This window comes from uncultured Novosphingobium sp., from assembly GCF_964277725.1.
Classification (GTDB): domain Bacteria; phylum Pseudomonadota; class Alphaproteobacteria; order Sphingomonadales; family Sphingomonadaceae; genus Novosphingobium; species Novosphingobium fluoreni.
This window is the reverse complement of the sequence record NZ_CAXYKL010000153.1, coordinates 1-15,370: the sequence shown is the minus strand read 5'-3', so window position 1 is coordinate 15,370 and position 15,370 is coordinate 1. Positions and strand designations below refer to the sequence as shown.

General features: G+C 63.5%; 16 protein-coding genes and 1 pseudogene. 10 read left to right on the top strand and 7 right to left on the bottom strand.

The annotated features are described in order from the left end of the window. Window positions 1-1,005 (bottom strand): DHH family phosphoesterase (locus ACHWRX_RS08905; RefSeq protein WP_394658925.1); only part of this gene is annotated, 1,005 nt, incomplete at its 3' end. 88 nt (window positions 1,006-1,093) lie between these two features. Here ACHWRX_RS08905 and ACHWRX_RS08900 point away from each other — a divergent pair. After that, on the top strand, window positions 1,094-1,567 hold the full coding sequence (locus ACHWRX_RS08900) for a flavodoxin family protein (protein WP_394658924.1): 474 nt from the start codon (window positions 1,094-1,096) through the stop codon (window positions 1,565-1,567). 87 nt (window positions 1,568-1,654) lie between these two features. Next, window positions 1,655-2,440 (top strand): hypothetical protein, encoded by a 786-nt coding sequence (locus ACHWRX_RS08895; protein ID WP_394658923.1) that lies wholly within the window; start codon window positions 1,655-1,657, stop codon window positions 2,438-2,440. 22 nt (window positions 2,441-2,462) lie between these two features. On the opposite strand, the pseudogene purN reads toward ACHWRX_RS08895, so the two are convergent. Then, a pseudogene (gene purN / locus ACHWRX_RS08890) lies at window positions 2,463-3,026 on the bottom strand (phosphoribosylglycinamide formyltransferase); the annotation flags it as partial. A gap of 140 nt (window positions 3,027-3,166) precedes the next feature. Between purN and ACHWRX_RS08885 the strand changes: the two are divergent. Then, entirely contained in the window at window positions 3,167-4,216 is a 1,050-nt protein-coding gene (locus tag ACHWRX_RS08885; RefSeq protein WP_394658922.1) for an AI-2E family transporter, read from the top strand. Window positions 4,217-4,225: 9 nt separating this feature from the next. Here ACHWRX_RS08885 and purM read toward each other — a convergent pair whose 3' ends face one another. Then, a complete protein-coding gene (purM, locus tag ACHWRX_RS08880; RefSeq protein WP_394658921.1) occupies window positions 4,226-5,341 on the bottom strand; it encodes a phosphoribosylformylglycinamidine cyclo-ligase in 1,116 nt (371 codons plus the stop codon). Between the two features lie 70 nt (window positions 5,342-5,411). On the opposite strand from purM, the gene ACHWRX_RS08875 reads away from it, so the two are divergent. From ACHWRX_RS08875 to ACHWRX_RS08860, 4 genes are read left to right on the top strand one after another with little or no spacing between them, the layout of a single operon-like run. Next, on the top strand, window positions 5,412-6,704 hold the full coding sequence (locus tag ACHWRX_RS08875; RefSeq protein WP_394658920.1) for a heavy-metal-associated domain-containing protein: 1,293 nt from the start codon (window positions 5,412-5,414) through the stop codon (window positions 6,702-6,704). Between the two features lie 17 nt (window positions 6,705-6,721). Next, window positions 6,722-7,333 carry an ATPase gene (locus tag ACHWRX_RS08870; protein ID WP_394658919.1) on the top strand — a complete coding sequence of 204 codons (612 nt, stop codon included), beginning with the start codon at window positions 6,722-6,724 and terminating at the stop codon, window positions 7,331-7,333. A 45-nt stretch (window positions 7,334-7,378) separates the two neighbouring features. Beyond that, on the top strand, window positions 7,379-8,080 hold the full coding sequence (gene epsC / locus ACHWRX_RS08865) for a serine O-acetyltransferase EpsC (protein ID WP_394658918.1): 702 nt from the start codon (window positions 7,379-7,381) through the stop codon (window positions 8,078-8,080). Between the two features lie 7 nt (window positions 8,081-8,087). Continuing rightward, window positions 8,088-8,453, top strand: a complete 366-nt coding sequence (locus ACHWRX_RS08860; protein WP_394658917.1) for a DUF2794 domain-containing protein — start codon at window positions 8,088-8,090, stop codon at window positions 8,451-8,453. Here ACHWRX_RS08860 and ACHWRX_RS08855 read toward each other — a convergent pair. After that, window positions 8,450-9,364, bottom strand: coding sequence for an SDR family NAD(P)-dependent oxidoreductase (locus ACHWRX_RS08855; protein ID WP_394658926.1), 915 nt, complete (start codon window positions 9,362-9,364; stop codon window positions 8,450-8,452). The two genes, ACHWRX_RS08860 and ACHWRX_RS08855, sit on opposite strands and share 4 nt — an antisense overlap. 127 nt (window positions 9,365-9,491) lie before the next feature. Here ACHWRX_RS08855 and purS point away from each other — a divergent pair, with 127 nt between their 5' ends. Next, window positions 9,492-9,743: a phosphoribosylformylglycinamidine synthase subunit PurS gene (purS, locus tag ACHWRX_RS08850; RefSeq protein ID WP_288486084.1), complete on the top strand. Its 252-nt coding sequence runs from the start codon at window positions 9,492-9,494 to the stop codon at window positions 9,741-9,743. After that, window positions 9,740-10,420 (top strand): phosphoribosylformylglycinamidine synthase subunit PurQ, encoded by a 681-nt coding sequence (gene purQ, locus ACHWRX_RS08845; RefSeq protein WP_394658916.1) that lies wholly within the window; start codon window positions 9,740-9,742, stop codon window positions 10,418-10,420. The genes purS and purQ overlap by 4 nt, the downstream gene beginning before the upstream one ends. Window positions 10,421-10,458: 38 nt before the next feature. Here purQ and glmS read toward each other — a convergent pair whose 3' ends face one another. The 3 genes from glmS to glmU all read right to left on the bottom strand — a co-directional run bounded on the left by glmS (window position 10,459) and on the right by glmU (window position 14,694). Beyond that, a complete protein-coding gene (gene glmS / locus ACHWRX_RS08840) occupies window positions 10,459-12,282 on the bottom strand; it encodes a glutamine--fructose-6-phosphate transaminase (isomerizing) (RefSeq protein WP_394658915.1) in 1,824 nt (607 codons plus the stop codon). A 147-nt stretch (window positions 12,283-12,429) separates the two neighbouring features. Then, window positions 12,430-13,281: a TIGR00266 family protein gene (locus ACHWRX_RS08835; protein ID WP_394658914.1), complete on the bottom strand. Its 852-nt coding sequence runs from the start codon at window positions 13,279-13,281 to the stop codon at window positions 12,430-12,432. Window positions 13,282-13,311: 30 nt separating this feature from the next. Beyond that, window positions 13,312-14,694, bottom strand: a complete 1,383-nt coding sequence (glmU, locus tag ACHWRX_RS08830; RefSeq protein WP_394658913.1) for a bifunctional UDP-N-acetylglucosamine diphosphorylase/glucosamine-1-phosphate N-acetyltransferase GlmU — start codon at window positions 14,692-14,694, stop codon at window positions 13,312-13,314. A 60-nt stretch (window positions 14,695-14,754) separates the two neighbouring features. On the opposite strand from glmU, the gene ACHWRX_RS08825 reads away from it, so the two are divergent. Next, the coding region (locus ACHWRX_RS08825; RefSeq protein WP_394658912.1) for an HAD hydrolase-like protein at window positions 14,755-15,370 on the top strand (616 nt) is incomplete at its 3' end.

Here is a 15,370-nt window from a genome sequence, read left to right as displayed (position 1 = left end):
GGCGATGTCGCGGGCCTCATCCGGGTCGCGCGTCGTCAGGAGGCGCACGCCGAGAGTCGATTCGCCCACACGCCCGCCGGCGTTGATGCGCGGGCCCAGCGCAAAGCCCAGATCGCTGCACGTCGGCGCGCGGGAGAGGCGGCTGGCGTCGATCAGGGCGGACATTCCGATATTCTCGCGCCGCGCCATGACCTTGAGCCCCTGTGCGACGAAAGCACGATTCAGGCCATGAAGCGACGCCACATCCGCCACGGTGCCCAGCGCAACCAGATCGAGCAGCGAGAACAAGTCCGGCTCTGCGCGATCCTGGAACCAACCCTTGCGGCGCAAGGCGCGCACAGTGGCGATGGCGAGCAGGAAGGCGACGCCCACGGCGGCGAGATGACCGTGCCCCGCCGCGATCACGCCTTCGTCCAGGCGGTTGGGATTGACCAGGGCGGCTGCGCGCGGAAGCAGCGGCGCGCACTTGTGGTGATCGACGACGATGACATCCACGCCGGCCTCATGCGCCATTGCCAGAGCTTCGTGCGCCATGGCCCCGCAATCGACCGTGACGATCAGGCTGGAGCCTTCGCCAGCTATCCGGACCAGAGCCTCGCCGGAGGGACCGTAGCCTTCCAGCAGCCGGTCAGGGATGTAATAGCGCGCCTCCTGGCCTAGCGCGCGCAGCAGCAGGACCAGCAGCGCGGCGCTGGTGGCGCCATCGACATCATAATCGCCGTAGATCGTCACCGTCTCGCCAGTCAGCACGGCTTGGGCAACCCGCTCGGCGGCGGCGTCCATGTCGCGAAATTCGGATGGGTCGGGCAGGAAAGCTCGCAGAGACGGCGCGCGGTGGCGGTCAAGGTCGTCTCGCTCCACTCCGCGGGAGAGCAGCAGTTGTGAGACGATGTCGTCCAGGCCGCTCTGGCCGACGCTGAGGTCCATGTTGCCGCCGCGCCAGCGCCAGGCTTTCCCGGACAGAGATCGCTCGATTCCGAAGACGGGTGTAGAAAGAGATTGCATGGCCGCTGACTACCGCAAGCTGGGGTGGCGGCAAAGGCCTGCGCCCCTTATCGGGGTGGGTATGGCCCATGAAGCTGAGAGATCCGGAATGCTGGCGATCATATGGCACAGCCGCACCGGCGCATCCGAAGCCATGGCGCAGGCGATCGCGGCGGGAGCTGGGGATGCCGGTCGCTTGATCCCGGCTGGGGAAGTGACGGCGCAAGATCTGCTGTCCGCGTCGGGTTACGTCTTCGTATGCCCTGAAAACCTGGGCGCGCTGTCCGGCGCGATGAAGGAGATGTTCGACCGCTGCTATTACCCGCTGCTGGGGCAAGTGGAGGGGCGGGCCTATGCTTCGGCGATCGCGGCGGGGTCTGACGGGCAGGGCGCGCAGTCCCAGTTGGACCGCATTGTCACCGGCTGGCGCCTGCGCCGCGTGGCGGAACCTTTGATCGTCAATTTCGCTGCGCAAACGCCGGAAGCAATCGCGGCGCGCAAGATGTTGCCGGGCGAGGGTCGCCGCGCTTGTCTTGAGATGGGCGAGGGAATGGCCGAAGGGGTACGCCTGGGCATCTTCTGATCGCCGCAAGTGATTCGGCGGTATTCGCGGCTTGCGTTCGGCTGATCGGTGGGCATGGTGCGGTCGGGCTTTCGGGGGTGATGCACGATGACATATCAATCGGACGAGCATGCCCGAGCCGGGGTGTCTTTCCTGTTCCGTCCGGGGGAGCGCCCGGATCGGGCTGCGCTGGAGCAGGCGTTGACGCAGTGTCAGGCCGTGGCCAGTGTCACGCACGATGATGGGGCAGGTCAGGCGGAGGTTCTGGCGAGTGGCCTGGCGTTCATGTGTGACGGATTGAACCCCGCATCGGCGAATTCGAAGGGGCAGGGCTTAGTGGCTTCCGCTGTGCCCTATGGCTTCTCGGGTGAAGTCGATTGTGGGGGGCATGAAGCCGTTCGCCTGTATCCTGGCCCGCATTTGTCCGGCGGGCTAGCGCTCACGCCGGTCGTTCGCGCACTGTTGGCTTTGGCGGCGGAACTGGCGGTCAGCATGCCGGTTGCGGCGGTGTATTGGCAGCCTGCCGACACGTTGATCGAACCGCGCTATTTCTCTCGCATCGTGCTGGCTTGGCTCGCGGGCGGTGCGTTCCCGGCGGCGGGGCTCACCGCGATGACGCGATTGGCCGATGGAAGCGTGGTCACGCATGGGTTGCAACACCTTATCGGATATGAACTGACGTTCCGCGCCTCCGCTTCGGATAGCGATGCGGTTTCCCTGTCGGGCGCCGCCGCAGCCGTGGATTATCTCATGCGTGAGGGCGCTCCGAAGGCGCTGTCCGAATTGACGATCGATAGGCAGCGCTATCAGGCGGAAACTGCGCTTCACGCGAGGCAAGTGCTGGTATGGCCGGAAGCAGCTGCGCTTACGGCAGGGACTGCGGCCGCTTTTTAGACCTGGTGGTGAGGCTGGGTCGGACGAGATCGGCCAGGCAGCGGGCGTAGAGCTGATGTTCGGCGATGAGGACGCGCGCGGCAAGTGTCTCAGGCGTATCACCCGGTGCGATGGCGACGGCGACTTGGCCGAGCGTGGGCCCACAATCCAGGTCCTGAGTCACCAAGTGGACAGTCGTTCCGCCATGGCTGTCCCCCGCCTCGATCGCGCGCTGATGTGTGTGGAGGCCGGGGTATTTGGGGAGAAGCGAGGGGTGGATATTGACCATCCGGCCTTCCCAAGCCGCAACAAACGCGGGCGAAAGGATACGCATGTACCCTGCCAGCACCACCCATTGCGCACCGCTTTGGCGGATTGCGGCGTCCATCGCCATGTCGTGCGCTTCGCGGGTCATGCCCTTGTGGGAGAGCGAAAACGTCGCAACGCCCTCGGTCGCTGCCAGAGTGAGACCGGCGGCTTCGGGCTTGTTGCTGGCCACCAGCACCAGTTCGTAAGGGCAATCCGCCAAGCGACTGGCGTAGAGCAGGGCGGCCATATTCGTGCCGCTGCCGGAAATCAGCACGGCCACTTTCGCACGAAACGCCATTATACAGTGGTCCGGGGGCGGAACAGCATCGATGATCCGGACGTTTGGCGGCTCATGGCAGGTTTCCCCTTATCGCTGGCGTTCGTCCCGGCGTCTGCGCGCTGCCCGTATGCGCTTGCGAGCCGAGGAGCAACTGCCTGATGCATGCGCCGTTCAAGCCCAATCCCGAAGACCTGACGTATCTGCGCCGCTTGGGCTGGACCGTGGTGATCGGCGCGATCCTGATGATGGCCTGGCGCGCGTCAGACTTGCTGCTGCTGGCCTTTGGATCGCTGCTGGGCGCGGTGATGTTCCGCAGCGCGGCCCGGATGATCCAGCAATTGGGGGTGCGCAACTGGCGGATCGCCCTGGGTCTGGGCACGTTGCTGGTTCTCACGGTATTCGGCGGGATGCTGTACCTGCTGACGGTGCAGTTCGGCACTGAATTGGCGGCGATGCTGGGGAATCTTCCTGGTACGTTGGAGAAGATCGAGCGCGGGCTTTCGGTCAACCCCGTCGGCCGCGCGGTGGTGCAGGCGGGCGAGGCCGCTGCTGGCGGCAGCAAGATCGCAGACAGCCTCAGCGAATTGGTGCGCGGGGCGGGCGAGATCATGCTGAACCTGGTGATCGTCATCGTGGGCGCGATGTTCATCGCCGGTAATCCTAGCCCTTATCGCAATGCGGTGGTGCTGATGACGCCCCGCCCGGCCCGGCAGACCATGGAACGCGCGCTGAACGAGATGTCGTTCGCTCTACGGCTATGGCTCAAGGCAAAGCTTATCTCGATGGCGATGATGACGCTGACGATCGGCGGTTGCCTGTGGTGGGCGGGGCTCGAATCATGGGCAGCTTTGGGCCTCTTGGGCGGCCTCAGCGAATTCGTGCCCTATGTCGGCCCGGTTGTCGCGATGCTGCCGGCGATCGGCCTGGCGGCCGCCGTGGGCGGTGACGTGCTGTGGCGCACGCTCGTCGCGTTCCTCGTGGTGCGCGTGATCGAGGGCTGGCTGCTGACGCCGTTCGTCAACCGCACCGTCGTCAACATCCCGCCTGCACTGACTTTGTTCACGATCCTTGCCGTGGGCGCGGTATTCGGCGTCTATGGCGTGTTTTTCGCCGGAGCGCTGTTGGTGGTGGCGTTCGTCGGTGTGCGCGAGTTCTACCTGCGCGATACCCTGGGGGAGGATATCGACGGCGTCCCTCGCGATACCTGAAGCGTTGCCTTAAGTGTCGTGCCCCGCCGTCCAAGGCGCGCGGGCCGACCAGGTTTCATCCGAGCCGGAGACGGTGCAGCCACGCTGCCCGGCGCGAATTTCCCCGATGCGATGCACCGTTTCCCCAGTGGCGCTAAGGTCTGCGATGATCGAGTCGACGTCGGCTGCCGCCACAGAAAGCACCATGCCGATCCCACAGTTGAACGTGCGTGCCATCTCTGCCGGCTCGATGTTCCCCTGCGCCTGCAGGAACGACATCAGGCGTGGTTGCTCCCAAGCATCGGCATCGACATGCGCGCGCAGACCCATGGGAAGGACTCGTGGGATATTCTCCAGCAATCCGCCGCCAGTGATGTGTGCCAGCGCGTGGATTCGCCCCGAGCGGATCAGCGGCAGCAAGCTTTTCACATAGATTCGCGTGGGCGCGATCAACGCCTCGATCAGCAGCACTTCGGGATCGAACAGCGCCGGACGATCCAGCTTCCAGCCCTTGTCAGCCGCGAGCCGTCGTACAAGGGAGTATCCGTTGGAGTGTACGCCGGAAGAGGCGAGGCCCAGCAGCACGTCACCTTCGGCAACCTCGTCACCGGTCAACTGCTGCCCGCGTTCCACCGCACCGACGCAGAAGCCGGCCAAGTCATAATCTCCGGCGGCATACATGCCCGGCATCTCAGCCGTTTCGCCGCCGATCAGCGCACAGCCGGAAATGCGGCATCCCTCGGCAATGCCGGCGACGACACGTTCGGCGATGCCGTTCTCCAGCTTGCCAGTGGCGAAATAGTCCAGGAAGAACAGGGGCTCTGCGCCCTGGACGATCAGATCGTTCACGCACATTGCCACCAGATCGATGCCGATCTGGTCATGCCGGTCATGGTCGATCGCCAGCTTGACCTTGGTGCCAACGCCATCGTTCGCGGCGACGAGCAACGGATCGGTGTAGCCCGCCGCTCGCAGATCGAAGAATCCGCCGAAGCCGCCCAGTTCCGCATCGGCACCGGGGCGGGCCGTCGCTTTGGCAAGCGGCGCGATGGCCTTTACCAGCGCGTTTCCGGCGGCGATGGAGACACCCGCTTGCGCGTAGCTGTAGCGGGTCTGGTCGGCGGTTTGGGCGTTATCGTCTGACATCGGGCAAGCGCCTAACGCTTTACTGCTTGGATTTCCATCGGCGTTTAGGCAAAAGGCGCGCGGCCTGATCATGACCAGTCGATTTCACCCCAAGAACCTGCGTGCGCGCATGGATGAGGCCGGACCCAAGGGCAGGCTTGCGATCATGCTCGGCATGGCCGCTGTGGGTAGCGTGATCGGTGTGGCCGCAACCCAGCTGATCGCTCAGATCGAAGGTGATCGCGGCATTCTGCCCGTTGCCAACTCGGTCGATATCCAGGTCAATGGCATCGTCGTCGACGTGACCGGCAAGACCGGACAGGAAGCGCGTGTCGAGGGCTGGAAGCAGGCCGAGAAGAAAGCTTGGGAGCAACTGAAGGGCCCCGCCATGCCGATCGAGGCGATCGATGCGATGGTGTCCTCCGTAGTGATCGAGCGCGAACAGATCGGCCCACATCGCTATGTCGCCAAGCTGGGCGTGATCTTCGATCGCGCGAAAGCGGGCCAGTATGTCGGCGGGGGTGAGGGTGGCGGGCTGCACTCGGCGCCGATGCTGGTGATCCCGATCCTCTATTCGGGCGGCGTGCGCCAGGTGTTCGAAGTGCGAGGAGCCTGGCAGAAAGCCTGGGCGGAATTCCAAGCTTCTGCCAGTCCGGTGGACTATGTTCGTCCGGCCGGAACGGGCGGCGAATCTCTGGTTCTCAATGCGGGCCAAGCCGGCCGTCGCAGCCGCTTGTGGTGGCGCAACGTGCTGGATCAGTTCAATGCCGCAGATGTCGTGATCCCGGTAGCCCGGCTGGAGCGGGAGTGGCCGGGCGGTCCGGTTAAAGGCACCTTCACAGCGCGGCACGGCCCCGACAACGAAGTGCTGGAAACGTTCACGATGTCCGCCCGCGATGACCAGGCGGTGCCGCAGATGCTGGCGCAAGCCGTCGCTCGGATAGATGGGATCTATCGCAATGCTCTGGCGCAAGGTCAGCTGACGCCCAACCCCACGTTGATGAGCGGCAGCATCGCGTTCGATCAAGCGCTGGGCGAGTTGCGGGGCAAACTGATGAGCCGCGATGTCGATAGCGTGCCGCGCGCGGCTTCTGCGCCCGCTTCGGTCGCGCCGCTGATCACGCCTGAGCCTGTGCCCGTGGGTGAAATCCAGACGGTGACAGTACAGTTCGCTTCTCCAGACGCTGCGGCTGTCGACGCTGCGCTGTCCGCCGTGCGCGGGGCAGCAGGCGTGCAGAACGCGGCCACCACCAGCTTGGCGATCGGCGGCACGTCTGTAATGCGGGTGACGGTAGCTGGCGGGCAGGGCGCACTGGTGGCCGCACTCAAGGCGCGCGGATGGCAAGTCAGCGCGGGCGGCGGCGTGATCCGTATCTCGCGCTGAGTAAGGCACGCCGAGCGATGCGCCAGATCGCCTTGCCTTTGCCCCTGCCGAACGAAAGCGCTCCCAGGATCGTCGTCGGCAACGCTAACGCTGCTGCAGTGGATGCAATGGCGGATGCATCGCGCTGGCCGTTCCGGACTGCCGTACTGTCCGGACAACCGCACTGCGGCAAGACATTGCTCGGCCGCTGGTTTCAGCAATCAGGGGCGGGCGATGTGCTGGATGATGCCGACAGGCTTGATGAAACGGCGGTATTTCACGCCTGGAACCGGGCCCAGGAAAGCGGCCGTCCTTTGCTTGTCATCAGCGATGCCATGCCGGGTACCTGGCAGATTACGCTTCCCGATCTGCGCTCGCGGCTTGGAGCCGCCCTTCACCTTAAGATCGGCGCGCCTGACGATATGATGATGGGCGAACTGATCGCTCTTCATGCAGAGATGCGTAACCTGCCCTTAGACGAGGCGGCGATTGCCTACCTTGTACCGCGTTGCGAGCGTAGCCATCTGGCCGCTGAACAGATCGTCGCCGCCATTGATCGCCTCAGTCTGGAGCGCAAGCAGCCACCGAGGTTATCGGTCTGGCGTGAAGCGTTGAATGAGATTACAGGAGCCGCCCGAAGTGCAACTTGATCGCGGCTGCAGCGTTATGGCGAAATGGGCAGGAGTAATGGGGCGATGATGAACAATCTTATCCGCTACCTCGACTCTATCGTCGCACGCGATCCCGCGCCACGTTCGCGTTGGGAAGTGTTGCTCTACCCAGGTGTTTGGGCACTGTTCTGGCACCGCGTGGCCCATCGGCTTTTCAGATCGCGCCTGTTTTTCCTCGCGCGCCTGATCAATCACTTGTCACGCATGTTGACCGCGATCGACATTCACCCGGGCGCGACGATCGGGAAGAATTTCTTCATCGATCATGGCTTCACCGTGATCGGCGAAACAGCAGTTATCGGCAACAATGTCACAATCTATCAGGGCGTTACCTTGGGCGGCACCAATCCGACCAACGGACAGCCGGGCAAGCGTCACCCCACGATCGAGGACAATGCGATCATCGGTTCGGGTGCGCAGATCCTTGGGCCAGTGGTCGTGGGCCGTCGGGCCCGGATCGGTGCCAGCGCCGTCGTTACCGAGAACGTGCCAGAGGGCGCGACGATGGTGGGCGTGAAAGCACGCTCCACGCTGGTTGCTGCGGAGACGTGGGCGAAGGATTTCATGCCCTATGGCACTCCCTGCAAAGAGCCTTGCGAACCATCCGGCCTGGCCCGGGTCGAGCAGCTCGAGTCTGAACTTAGCCGTTTGCGCGATCAGGTGGCACTATTGTCGGCGCACGGATCCGCTCAAGAGCCTGAATCGCCAGGCATGACGGGAACCTGAGCCTGCGATGGCAGCGACCGGGAACGGCTCTACCGACACGAATATTATTGCGTTTCCCAAAGCCGGAGCGCTTCAGGTCGGGTTCGATCGGCTGGAACTGCAGCGTATTCTGGATGTCTATGGGCGCATGGTAGCCGCGGGGCAGTGGCGCGATTATGCCATGGAGTTCACGCGCGACGCCGCGAGCTTCTCTGCTTTCCGCCGTGCCGCCGAACGTCCTCAAGCTCGCATTGAGAAACGTCCGGCTCTGCGTAGCAAGCAGGGTATGTGGACCCTGTTCGGCGAAGTCGGGCAAGTCCTGAAGCGCGGCCACGAGCTTGCCGGCGTTCTCGTTCCGCTGGAGCGAAGGCTCCTCAAGGTCGTGGACGATTAACGCGGCGGCGATTTTGGCGGATTGATCATCGCCAGCCCGCGATAGGTCTGCTCCATCCCGTTGTTTAGCGGCACGCCGGGTGCTTGCGCCATGATCCGAGACCAGTTGGCGGCAACCCCGTCCACGGTTCGCTCGTGCTGCTCCAGTAGGACGCCTTGGCCCATCGTCAGCCAGCAGCCCTGCACGATCCCGCCGCCGGCCCCTACGACGGCGCCTCCCGGGGCTTGATCGGAAACCAGGAACAGCGCGGCGGGCACCACGTCGTCCATATGGAATGCCTGGAACGCCTCTTCCGGCAGGATATCCTCCGTCATACGAGTGCCTGCCGCTGGGGCGATGCAGTTGACTCGGATCCCGTACTTCGCGCCTTCCAGATGGAGCGTCTTGGCCAGGCCGATGATGCCCGCCTTGGCCGCAGCATAGTTCGCCTGCCCAAAGTTCCCGCCCAGTCCGGACGCCGATGTCGTCATCAGAACGCGGCCGCGTCGCTGCCTTCGCATCGTCTCCCAAACCGCCTTGGTTGCGAACGCCGATCCGAGCAGATGGACGCGCAAGACGGCTTCGAAGTCCGCAGGCACCATCTTGGCGAACGTGCGATCACGCAGGATACCGGCGTTGTTGATCAGGATGTCGATCGCGCCCCATCGCTCCAGCACGCGGGCCGCCATCGCTTCCATCTGTGTAAAGTCGGAAACGTCACCGCCATCGGCCATCGCCTCGCCGCCGTTACTGCGGATTTCGTCAACTACTGCATCAGCCGATAGCCACCCGCCGCTTCCGTCGCGGGCAACTCCTAGATCGTTGACCACGACCTTCGCTCCCTGCCGTGCCAGTTCGAGCGCATAGGCTCGGCCGAGGCCATTGCCTGCTCCGGTGACGATGGCGACCTGGCCTGCAAAGCTTGCGATCATGTCCGTAGCGGTGACACAGCCTTGAGGCCGCTTCAATCGAAGCTTGTCCTTTTTGGGGTGCAGCTTGCTCCGAATCATGAGTGGGGGCATAGGCACCTCGATCCACGCCCATGCGAAAGGCCCGGCGATGAAAGTGCGCGTCCATGTCAGCCTCAAGCCCGGTGTGCTCGACCCTCAGGGGCGTGCCATCCACCATTCGCTGGAAGGACTGGGCTTTACCGGTGTGAACGATGTTCGCGCGGGCCGGCTGATCGAGCTGGACGTGGCGGACGGTGTGACGGACGCCGATCTTGACGAGATGTGCCGCAAGCTGCTCGCCAATATGGTGATCGAAAACTACCGCATCGAAAAGGTCGCCGCGCCGGAGCTGCAGGCGTGAGCGGGTTCCGCTCGGCGGTGATCACGTTCCCTGGTTCCAATTGCGACCGGGACATGTTCGACGCCCTGCACAAGGTGTCGGGCACCGAACCGACGCGTGTGTGGCACGGTGATGCCGATCTGCCGCAGGGGTTGGACTTCATCGCGCTCCCCGGCGGCTTTTCCTACGGCGATTATCTACGCTGTGGTGCGATCGCCTCGCGCTCGCCGATCATGCAAGCCGTGATCAAGGCGGCCGGGCAGGGCGTGCCGGTGCTGGGCGTGTGCAACGGCTTTCAGGTACTGACCGAAAGCGGTTTGCTGCCGGGCGCGCTGCTGCGCAATGCGGGCATCCGCTTCGTCTGCCGCGAGGCGAGCCTGACCGTCGAGAATGCGCAGTCCTTGTTCACGGCAGGCTACGAAGCGGGCGAGACCATCCGCATTCCCGTCGCGCATCACGATGGCAACTTCTACGCTGACGGAGAGACGCTCGACCGCCTGGAGGGTGAAGGCCGCGTGGCGTTCCGTTATGCTGAGGATGTGAATGGATCGGCACGAAACATCGCGGGTATCCTAAACGATGCCGGCAATGTCCTTGGGATGATGCCCCACCCTGAAAGAGCGATCGAAGCGGCGCATGGTGGCGACCATGGTCGCGCCCTGTTCGAAAGCGCGATCAAGGGCTTGGTTGCCGCCTGAGAAACGCTGGGCGCGGCCTTGCAGCCGCGCCTAAGTCCTCACTCTACCGTGACGCTCTTCGCCAGATTGCGGGGCTGGTCCACATCCGTGCCCTTCACACAGGCGACATGATAGGCCAGCAACTGCACCGGAACGGCATAGACCAGAGGGGCGATGAGCGGATGCACCTTGGGCATCTCGATCGTGGCGATGCAGCCTTCGCCCGCTTCCTTTATGCCGTCGGCATCCGAAATCAGAACAACCTTGCCGCCGCGCGCTCGCACCTCCTGCATGTTGCTCACGGTCTTTTCGAATAGCGGGCCAGACGGCGCCAGGACGATCACCGGCACGGCTTCGTCTATCAACGCGATAGGGCCATGTTTCATCTCACCCGAAGCATAACCTTCTGCATGTATATAGCTGATTTCCTTCAGTTTTAACGCTCCCTCCAATGCCAGGGGATAGTCCGGGCCGCGGCCGAGATAGAGCACGTCCCGGGCGGGAGCGATGAGGTGCGCCATCGAGAAGATCTCTTCGTCGAAAGCGAGGGCCGCGTTCAAGCAGGCCGGCGTTTCCACCAGATGGCGCACGATCGCGATCTCCTCCTCGCGATCGATGCGTCCGCGTTTCACCGCCAAATGCGCGGCGAGCGCGGCCAGCACGGCGAGCTGACAAGTGAATGCCTTTGTCGAGGCAACGCCGATTTCGGGCCCGGCATGGGTTGGCAGCAGCAAGTCGGCCTCGCGGGCCATCGAACTGGTCGGCACGTTGACTACGACGGCAATGGTCTGCCCAGCCGCCTTGCAATGGCGCAGAGCGGCCAGAGTGTCGGCCGTCTCGCCGGATTGCGAGATGAACAGTGCCAGGCCGCCCGGTTCCAAGACCGGATCGCGATAACGGAACTCGGAAGCGACATCGATGTCGACCGGCAGGCGGGCGAATTGCTCAAACCAGTATTTCGCCACCATCCCGGCATAGTAGCTGGTACCGCAAGCGACGATCGTGACTCGATTGATGCGGGACAAGTCGAAGTCGATCTGGGGCAATGCGACTGACTGATCGACCTGATGAATGTAGCTGCGAAGGGTCTGCGCCACCACGGTCGGTTGCTCGAAGATTTCCTTCTGCATGAAGTGGCGATAATTGCCCTTCTCGATCGCGACGGCCGAGGCGCCAGATGCGACGATCTCGCGCTCTACGGCGTGGTTCGACGCATCATAGACCTGCGCGCCTTCGCGGGTGATGACGACCCAATCACCTTCCTCAAGATAGCTGATACGCTGGGTGAGCGGCGCCAGGGCGAGTGCGTCCGAGCCGAGATACGTCTCGCCATCGCCATAACCGACCACGAGCGGTGAGCCGAGGCGAGCCCCGATCAGCATGTCCGGAAAGCGCTTGAATGCGATAGCCAACGCAAAGGCCCCGCGCAGTTCCGGCAGGGCTTCGCGCACCGCCTGCTCGGGCGACAGGCCGCCCTCGACAAGCTCAGAAATCAGGTGAGCTACGACCTCGGTATCGGTCTGGCTCTCAAAATGCCGGCCTCGCGCCTCAAGGCTGTCACGCAGCGGCTTGAAGTTTTCGATGATACCGTTGTGTACGAGTGCGAGTTCAGACGTTGCATGAGGATGGGCGTTCGCCGCCGTCGGTGCGCCGTGCGTGGCCCAGCGCGTGTGTGCGATCCCGGTCAGGCCAGATGCCGGGTTATGAGCAAGCTCGGTTACCAGGTTCTGTAGCTTGCCCTGCGCACGCCGACGGATCAGCTCGCCATCGTGGATCGTGCAGATCCCGGCGCTATCGTAGCCCCGGTACTCCATGCGACGAAGTCCATCGACGAGGCGATCCGCCACGTCTTCCTTGCCGACGATGCCAATGATGCCGCACATGCTGCTGATGCTTTCACTTGAATGGGATCAAATTCAGACGAGATTGCTCGGCCGAACGATAGCCGGAGAATCCTGATCAAAGGTGTAGGGTCTGCCGCCCATCCGCAAGCTTACGATACGATTACAACGGTGAGAAACTAATCGCGCTCAATCGTCGCCGCTGATCATCGCGCCGAGGCCGCCCATCGCGCCGAGACCGAGCAGAGTGCTCTCCCCCCGGTTCTGCCCGCCATAAGGCATGGCGGCCGCCAGCATTCGACCTGCGAGGCGGGAGAATGGCAACGACTGAATCCAGACCTTTCCAGGCCCGCGCAACCGCGCAAAGAACACGCCTTCGCCGCCGAAGAACATCGACTTGATGGAGCCGGCGCGGATCACGTCAAAATCCACATCGGCGGTGAACGCGGCGACGCAGCCGGTATCGACGTGCAGTTCCTCTCCTGGTGCCAATTCTCGCTCGATCACGGTGCCGCCCATTTGCACGAAGACCCAGCCATCGCCGTCCAGGCGCTGCATGATGAAGCCTTCGCCGCCAAACAGGCCGGTCATGATCTTTTGCTGGAAGTGAATTCCGATCTGCACGCCCCGTGCGGCGCAAAGGAAAGCGTCCTTCTGGCAAATCAGGCGTCCGCCCAAAGTGTCCAGCTTCAAGGGCACGATCGAGCCGGGGATCGGTGAGGCAAAGGCGACGCGCGCCTTGCCACGGCCCTGGTGGGTGAAGACGGTAGTGAACAGGCTTTCCCCGGTGACAAGGCGCTTGCCGGCTCCCAGCAGCTTGCCCATGAAGCCGCCTCCGGCCTGCCCGGACGAGCCGTCACCGAACACCGTCGTCATATCGATGCTGGCGTCTTTCCAAACCATCACGCCGGCCTCCGCGACGGCGCTCTCACCCGGATCCAGCTCAATCTCTACAAACTGCAGTTCCTGACCCTTGATCTCAAAATCGACGTCATCACTGTCAGAGTTGCAGCGAGTATGTTGCCATGGACTGTTGCTCATCAACGTATCCTTGCTTGGAAGAAAACGGTGTCAGGGCTTTGATCGATCAGCCTTTTTCTTCTTCATAGCGTCATGAAAGCTGTCTGCCCAGCCTGGCTTCACCAATTGCTCTGCCCGTACCAGACGTAATTCACCATCTGCCACGTCACGGCTCACGGCGCTGCCGGCACCCACGATCGCATCGGCGCCGATGCGGACTGGCGCGATCAGTGCGCTGTTGGAACCGATGAAGGCGCGGGGGCCGATCACGGTGCGGTGCTTGAAATAGCCATCGTAGTTGCAGGTGATGGTTCCTGCGCCGATGTTCGCGCCAGGTCCGACATCGGCATCGCCCAGGTAGGTCAGGTGATTCGCCTTGGCCCCTTCGCCCAGCACGGCGTTCTTCATCTCTACGAAGTTGCCGACGCGCGACTTGGCTTTCAACACGGCGCCTGGCCGCAGGCGCGCATAAGGGCCGATCGAGACGCCGGCCTCCAGCGTGGCGCCTTCGAGGTGCGAGAAGGCGTGAAGGGTGACCCCGTCCGCGATCGTCACCCCCGGGCCGAACACCACGTTCGGTTCGATGGTGACATCGCGACCAATCTTCGTGTCCCAGGAAAACCACACGGTTTCTGGCGCGACGAGCGTGGCTCCATCCGCCATCGCCTGCTGACGCCGCCGCGCCTGCCAGCGTGCCTCGGCCTGCGCCAACTCCCCGCGAGCGTTGATACCCGCAACCTCGTCAGCATCGTCGGTGATGACGACAGCGCAAGCGCGCCCATCGCCATTGGCGATATTGACGATGTCGGTAAGGTAGTATTCGCCCTGCGCGTTGTCGTTACCGACGCGGTCCAGCAGCGCGAACAGGTCCTGGCTGCGTACCGCCATCAGGCCAGAGTTGCACAGGCCGACCAGACGCTCTTCCTCGGTAGCGTCCTTGTGTTCGACCATGCGGTCGATCCGGTCACCTTCGGCGACGATGCGTCCGTATTGCAGGGGATCGTCCGGCTCAAACCCCAGCACCACCACTGGCGGGGCATCGGCTTGGTGCAGGCGATCCAGCATGGACCGCATCGTTACTTCGGAAACGAAGGGGACATCACCGTAAAGAATCAGAATATCGCCGGTAAAGGCTTCCAACGCTTGCCGTGCCTGCACGACGGCGTGCCCAGTGCCCAGCTGTGGCTCTTGCAGGGCGATCACGGCGCGGCCCGCCAGGGCGGTTTCCAGCTGATCGCGGCCATGCCCGGCGACGACGACCTGAACCTGCGGATCGAGCCGAGCCGCACTGTGCAGCAAATGTTCCAGCATCGGCCGGCCGGCGATGGGATGCAGCACCTTATGCAGATCGCTTTTCATCCGCGTGCCTTTACCGGCGGCGAGAATCACGATGGCAAGGGGGGGGCTGACCGGCTGCGAAACGGAAGGTGTCATGCCCGGCGTGTGCCAGCAAATGCTTGCGGATTCCACCACAAGCGCGCACGTGCGGTCGCGATGACGAACTTCCCTTTTGCAATCGTCGGGTTCGACCTTGACGGTACGTTGCTGAACACCCTGGGCGATCTGGCCGGAGCCGTGAACTATACCATCGGGCTGGAAGGCCGCGCGCCTATCCTGGTGGATGAGGTACGCCCGTTGGTCGGCGGCGGATCGCGCAAGATGCTGGCGAAAGCTTTGGAGGTGACGGGCGGGGCCTTGCAGGCCAGCCGGATCGACGAACTGTTTCCCCGGCTTCTGGAATATTACGAAGCGCATATCGCCATCGAGACGAAGCTGTATCCCGGCGGGGCGCAGATGTTGGACTCGCTGGCGTCACGCGGGGTGCAGCTTGCTTTGGTGACCAACAAGCTGGAGCACCTTGCGGTCAAGCTGCTGGGCGAACTGGGCCTTTCGGATAGGTTCTATACCATCATCGGCGGCGACAGCCTGGGGCCGAACACGGCCAAGCCGCGCCCGGACACTTTGCTGGAGATGCAGCGGCGGGGCGTTGCCGGGCGGGCGGCTTACGTGGGCGATACTACGTATGATACGGGTGCAGCCCGTGCCGCCGGGCTGCCGTGTGTTGCCGTCAGCTTCGGTTTCAACGATCTGCCGCCCGCCGAGTTAGGCG

Bases quoted from the DNA above. Each gene is read 5' to 3' on its own strand.
- purS (WP_288486084.1), top strand. From the start codon at position 9,492: ATGAAAGTGCGCGTCCATGTCAGCCTCAAGCCCGGTGTGCTCGACCCT.
- purM (WP_394658921.1), bottom strand. From the start codon at position 5,341: ATGTCAGACGATAACGCCCAAACCGCCGACCAGACCCGCTACAGCTAC.
- glmU (WP_394658913.1), bottom strand. From the start codon at position 14,694: ATGACACCTTCCGTTTCGCAGCCGGTCAGCCCCCCCCTTGCCATCGTG.
- ACHWRX_RS08835 (WP_394658914.1), bottom strand. From the start codon at position 13,281: ATGAGCAACAGTCCATGGCAACATACTCGCTGCAACTCTGACAGTGAT.
- epsC (WP_394658918.1), top strand. From the start codon at position 7,379: ATGATGAACAATCTTATCCGCTACCTCGACTCTATCGTCGCACGCGAT.
- ACHWRX_RS08875 (WP_394658920.1), top strand. From the start codon at position 5,412: ATGACCAGTCGATTTCACCCCAAGAACCTGCGTGCGCGCATGGATGAG.
- ACHWRX_RS08855 (WP_394658926.1), bottom strand. From the start codon at position 9,364: ATGATCGCAAGCTTTGCAGGCCAGGTCGCCATCGTCACCGGAGCAGGC.
- glmS (WP_394658915.1), bottom strand. From the start codon at position 12,282: ATGTGCGGCATCATTGGCATCGTCGGCAAGGAAGACGTGGCGGATCGC.
- ACHWRX_RS08860 (WP_394658917.1), top strand. From the start codon at position 8,088: ATGGCAGCGACCGGGAACGGCTCTACCGACACGAATATTATTGCGTTT.
- ACHWRX_RS08885 (WP_394658922.1), top strand. From the start codon at position 3,167: ATGCATGCGCCGTTCAAGCCCAATCCCGAAGACCTGACGTATCTGCGC.
- ACHWRX_RS08895 (WP_394658923.1), top strand. From the start codon at position 1,655: ATGACATATCAATCGGACGAGCATGCCCGAGCCGGGGTGTCTTTCCTG.
- ACHWRX_RS08870 (WP_394658919.1), top strand. From the start codon at position 6,722: ATGCGCCAGATCGCCTTGCCTTTGCCCCTGCCGAACGAAAGCGCTCCC.
- ACHWRX_RS08900 (WP_394658924.1), top strand. From the start codon at position 1,094: ATGCTGGCGATCATATGGCACAGCCGCACCGGCGCATCCGAAGCCATG.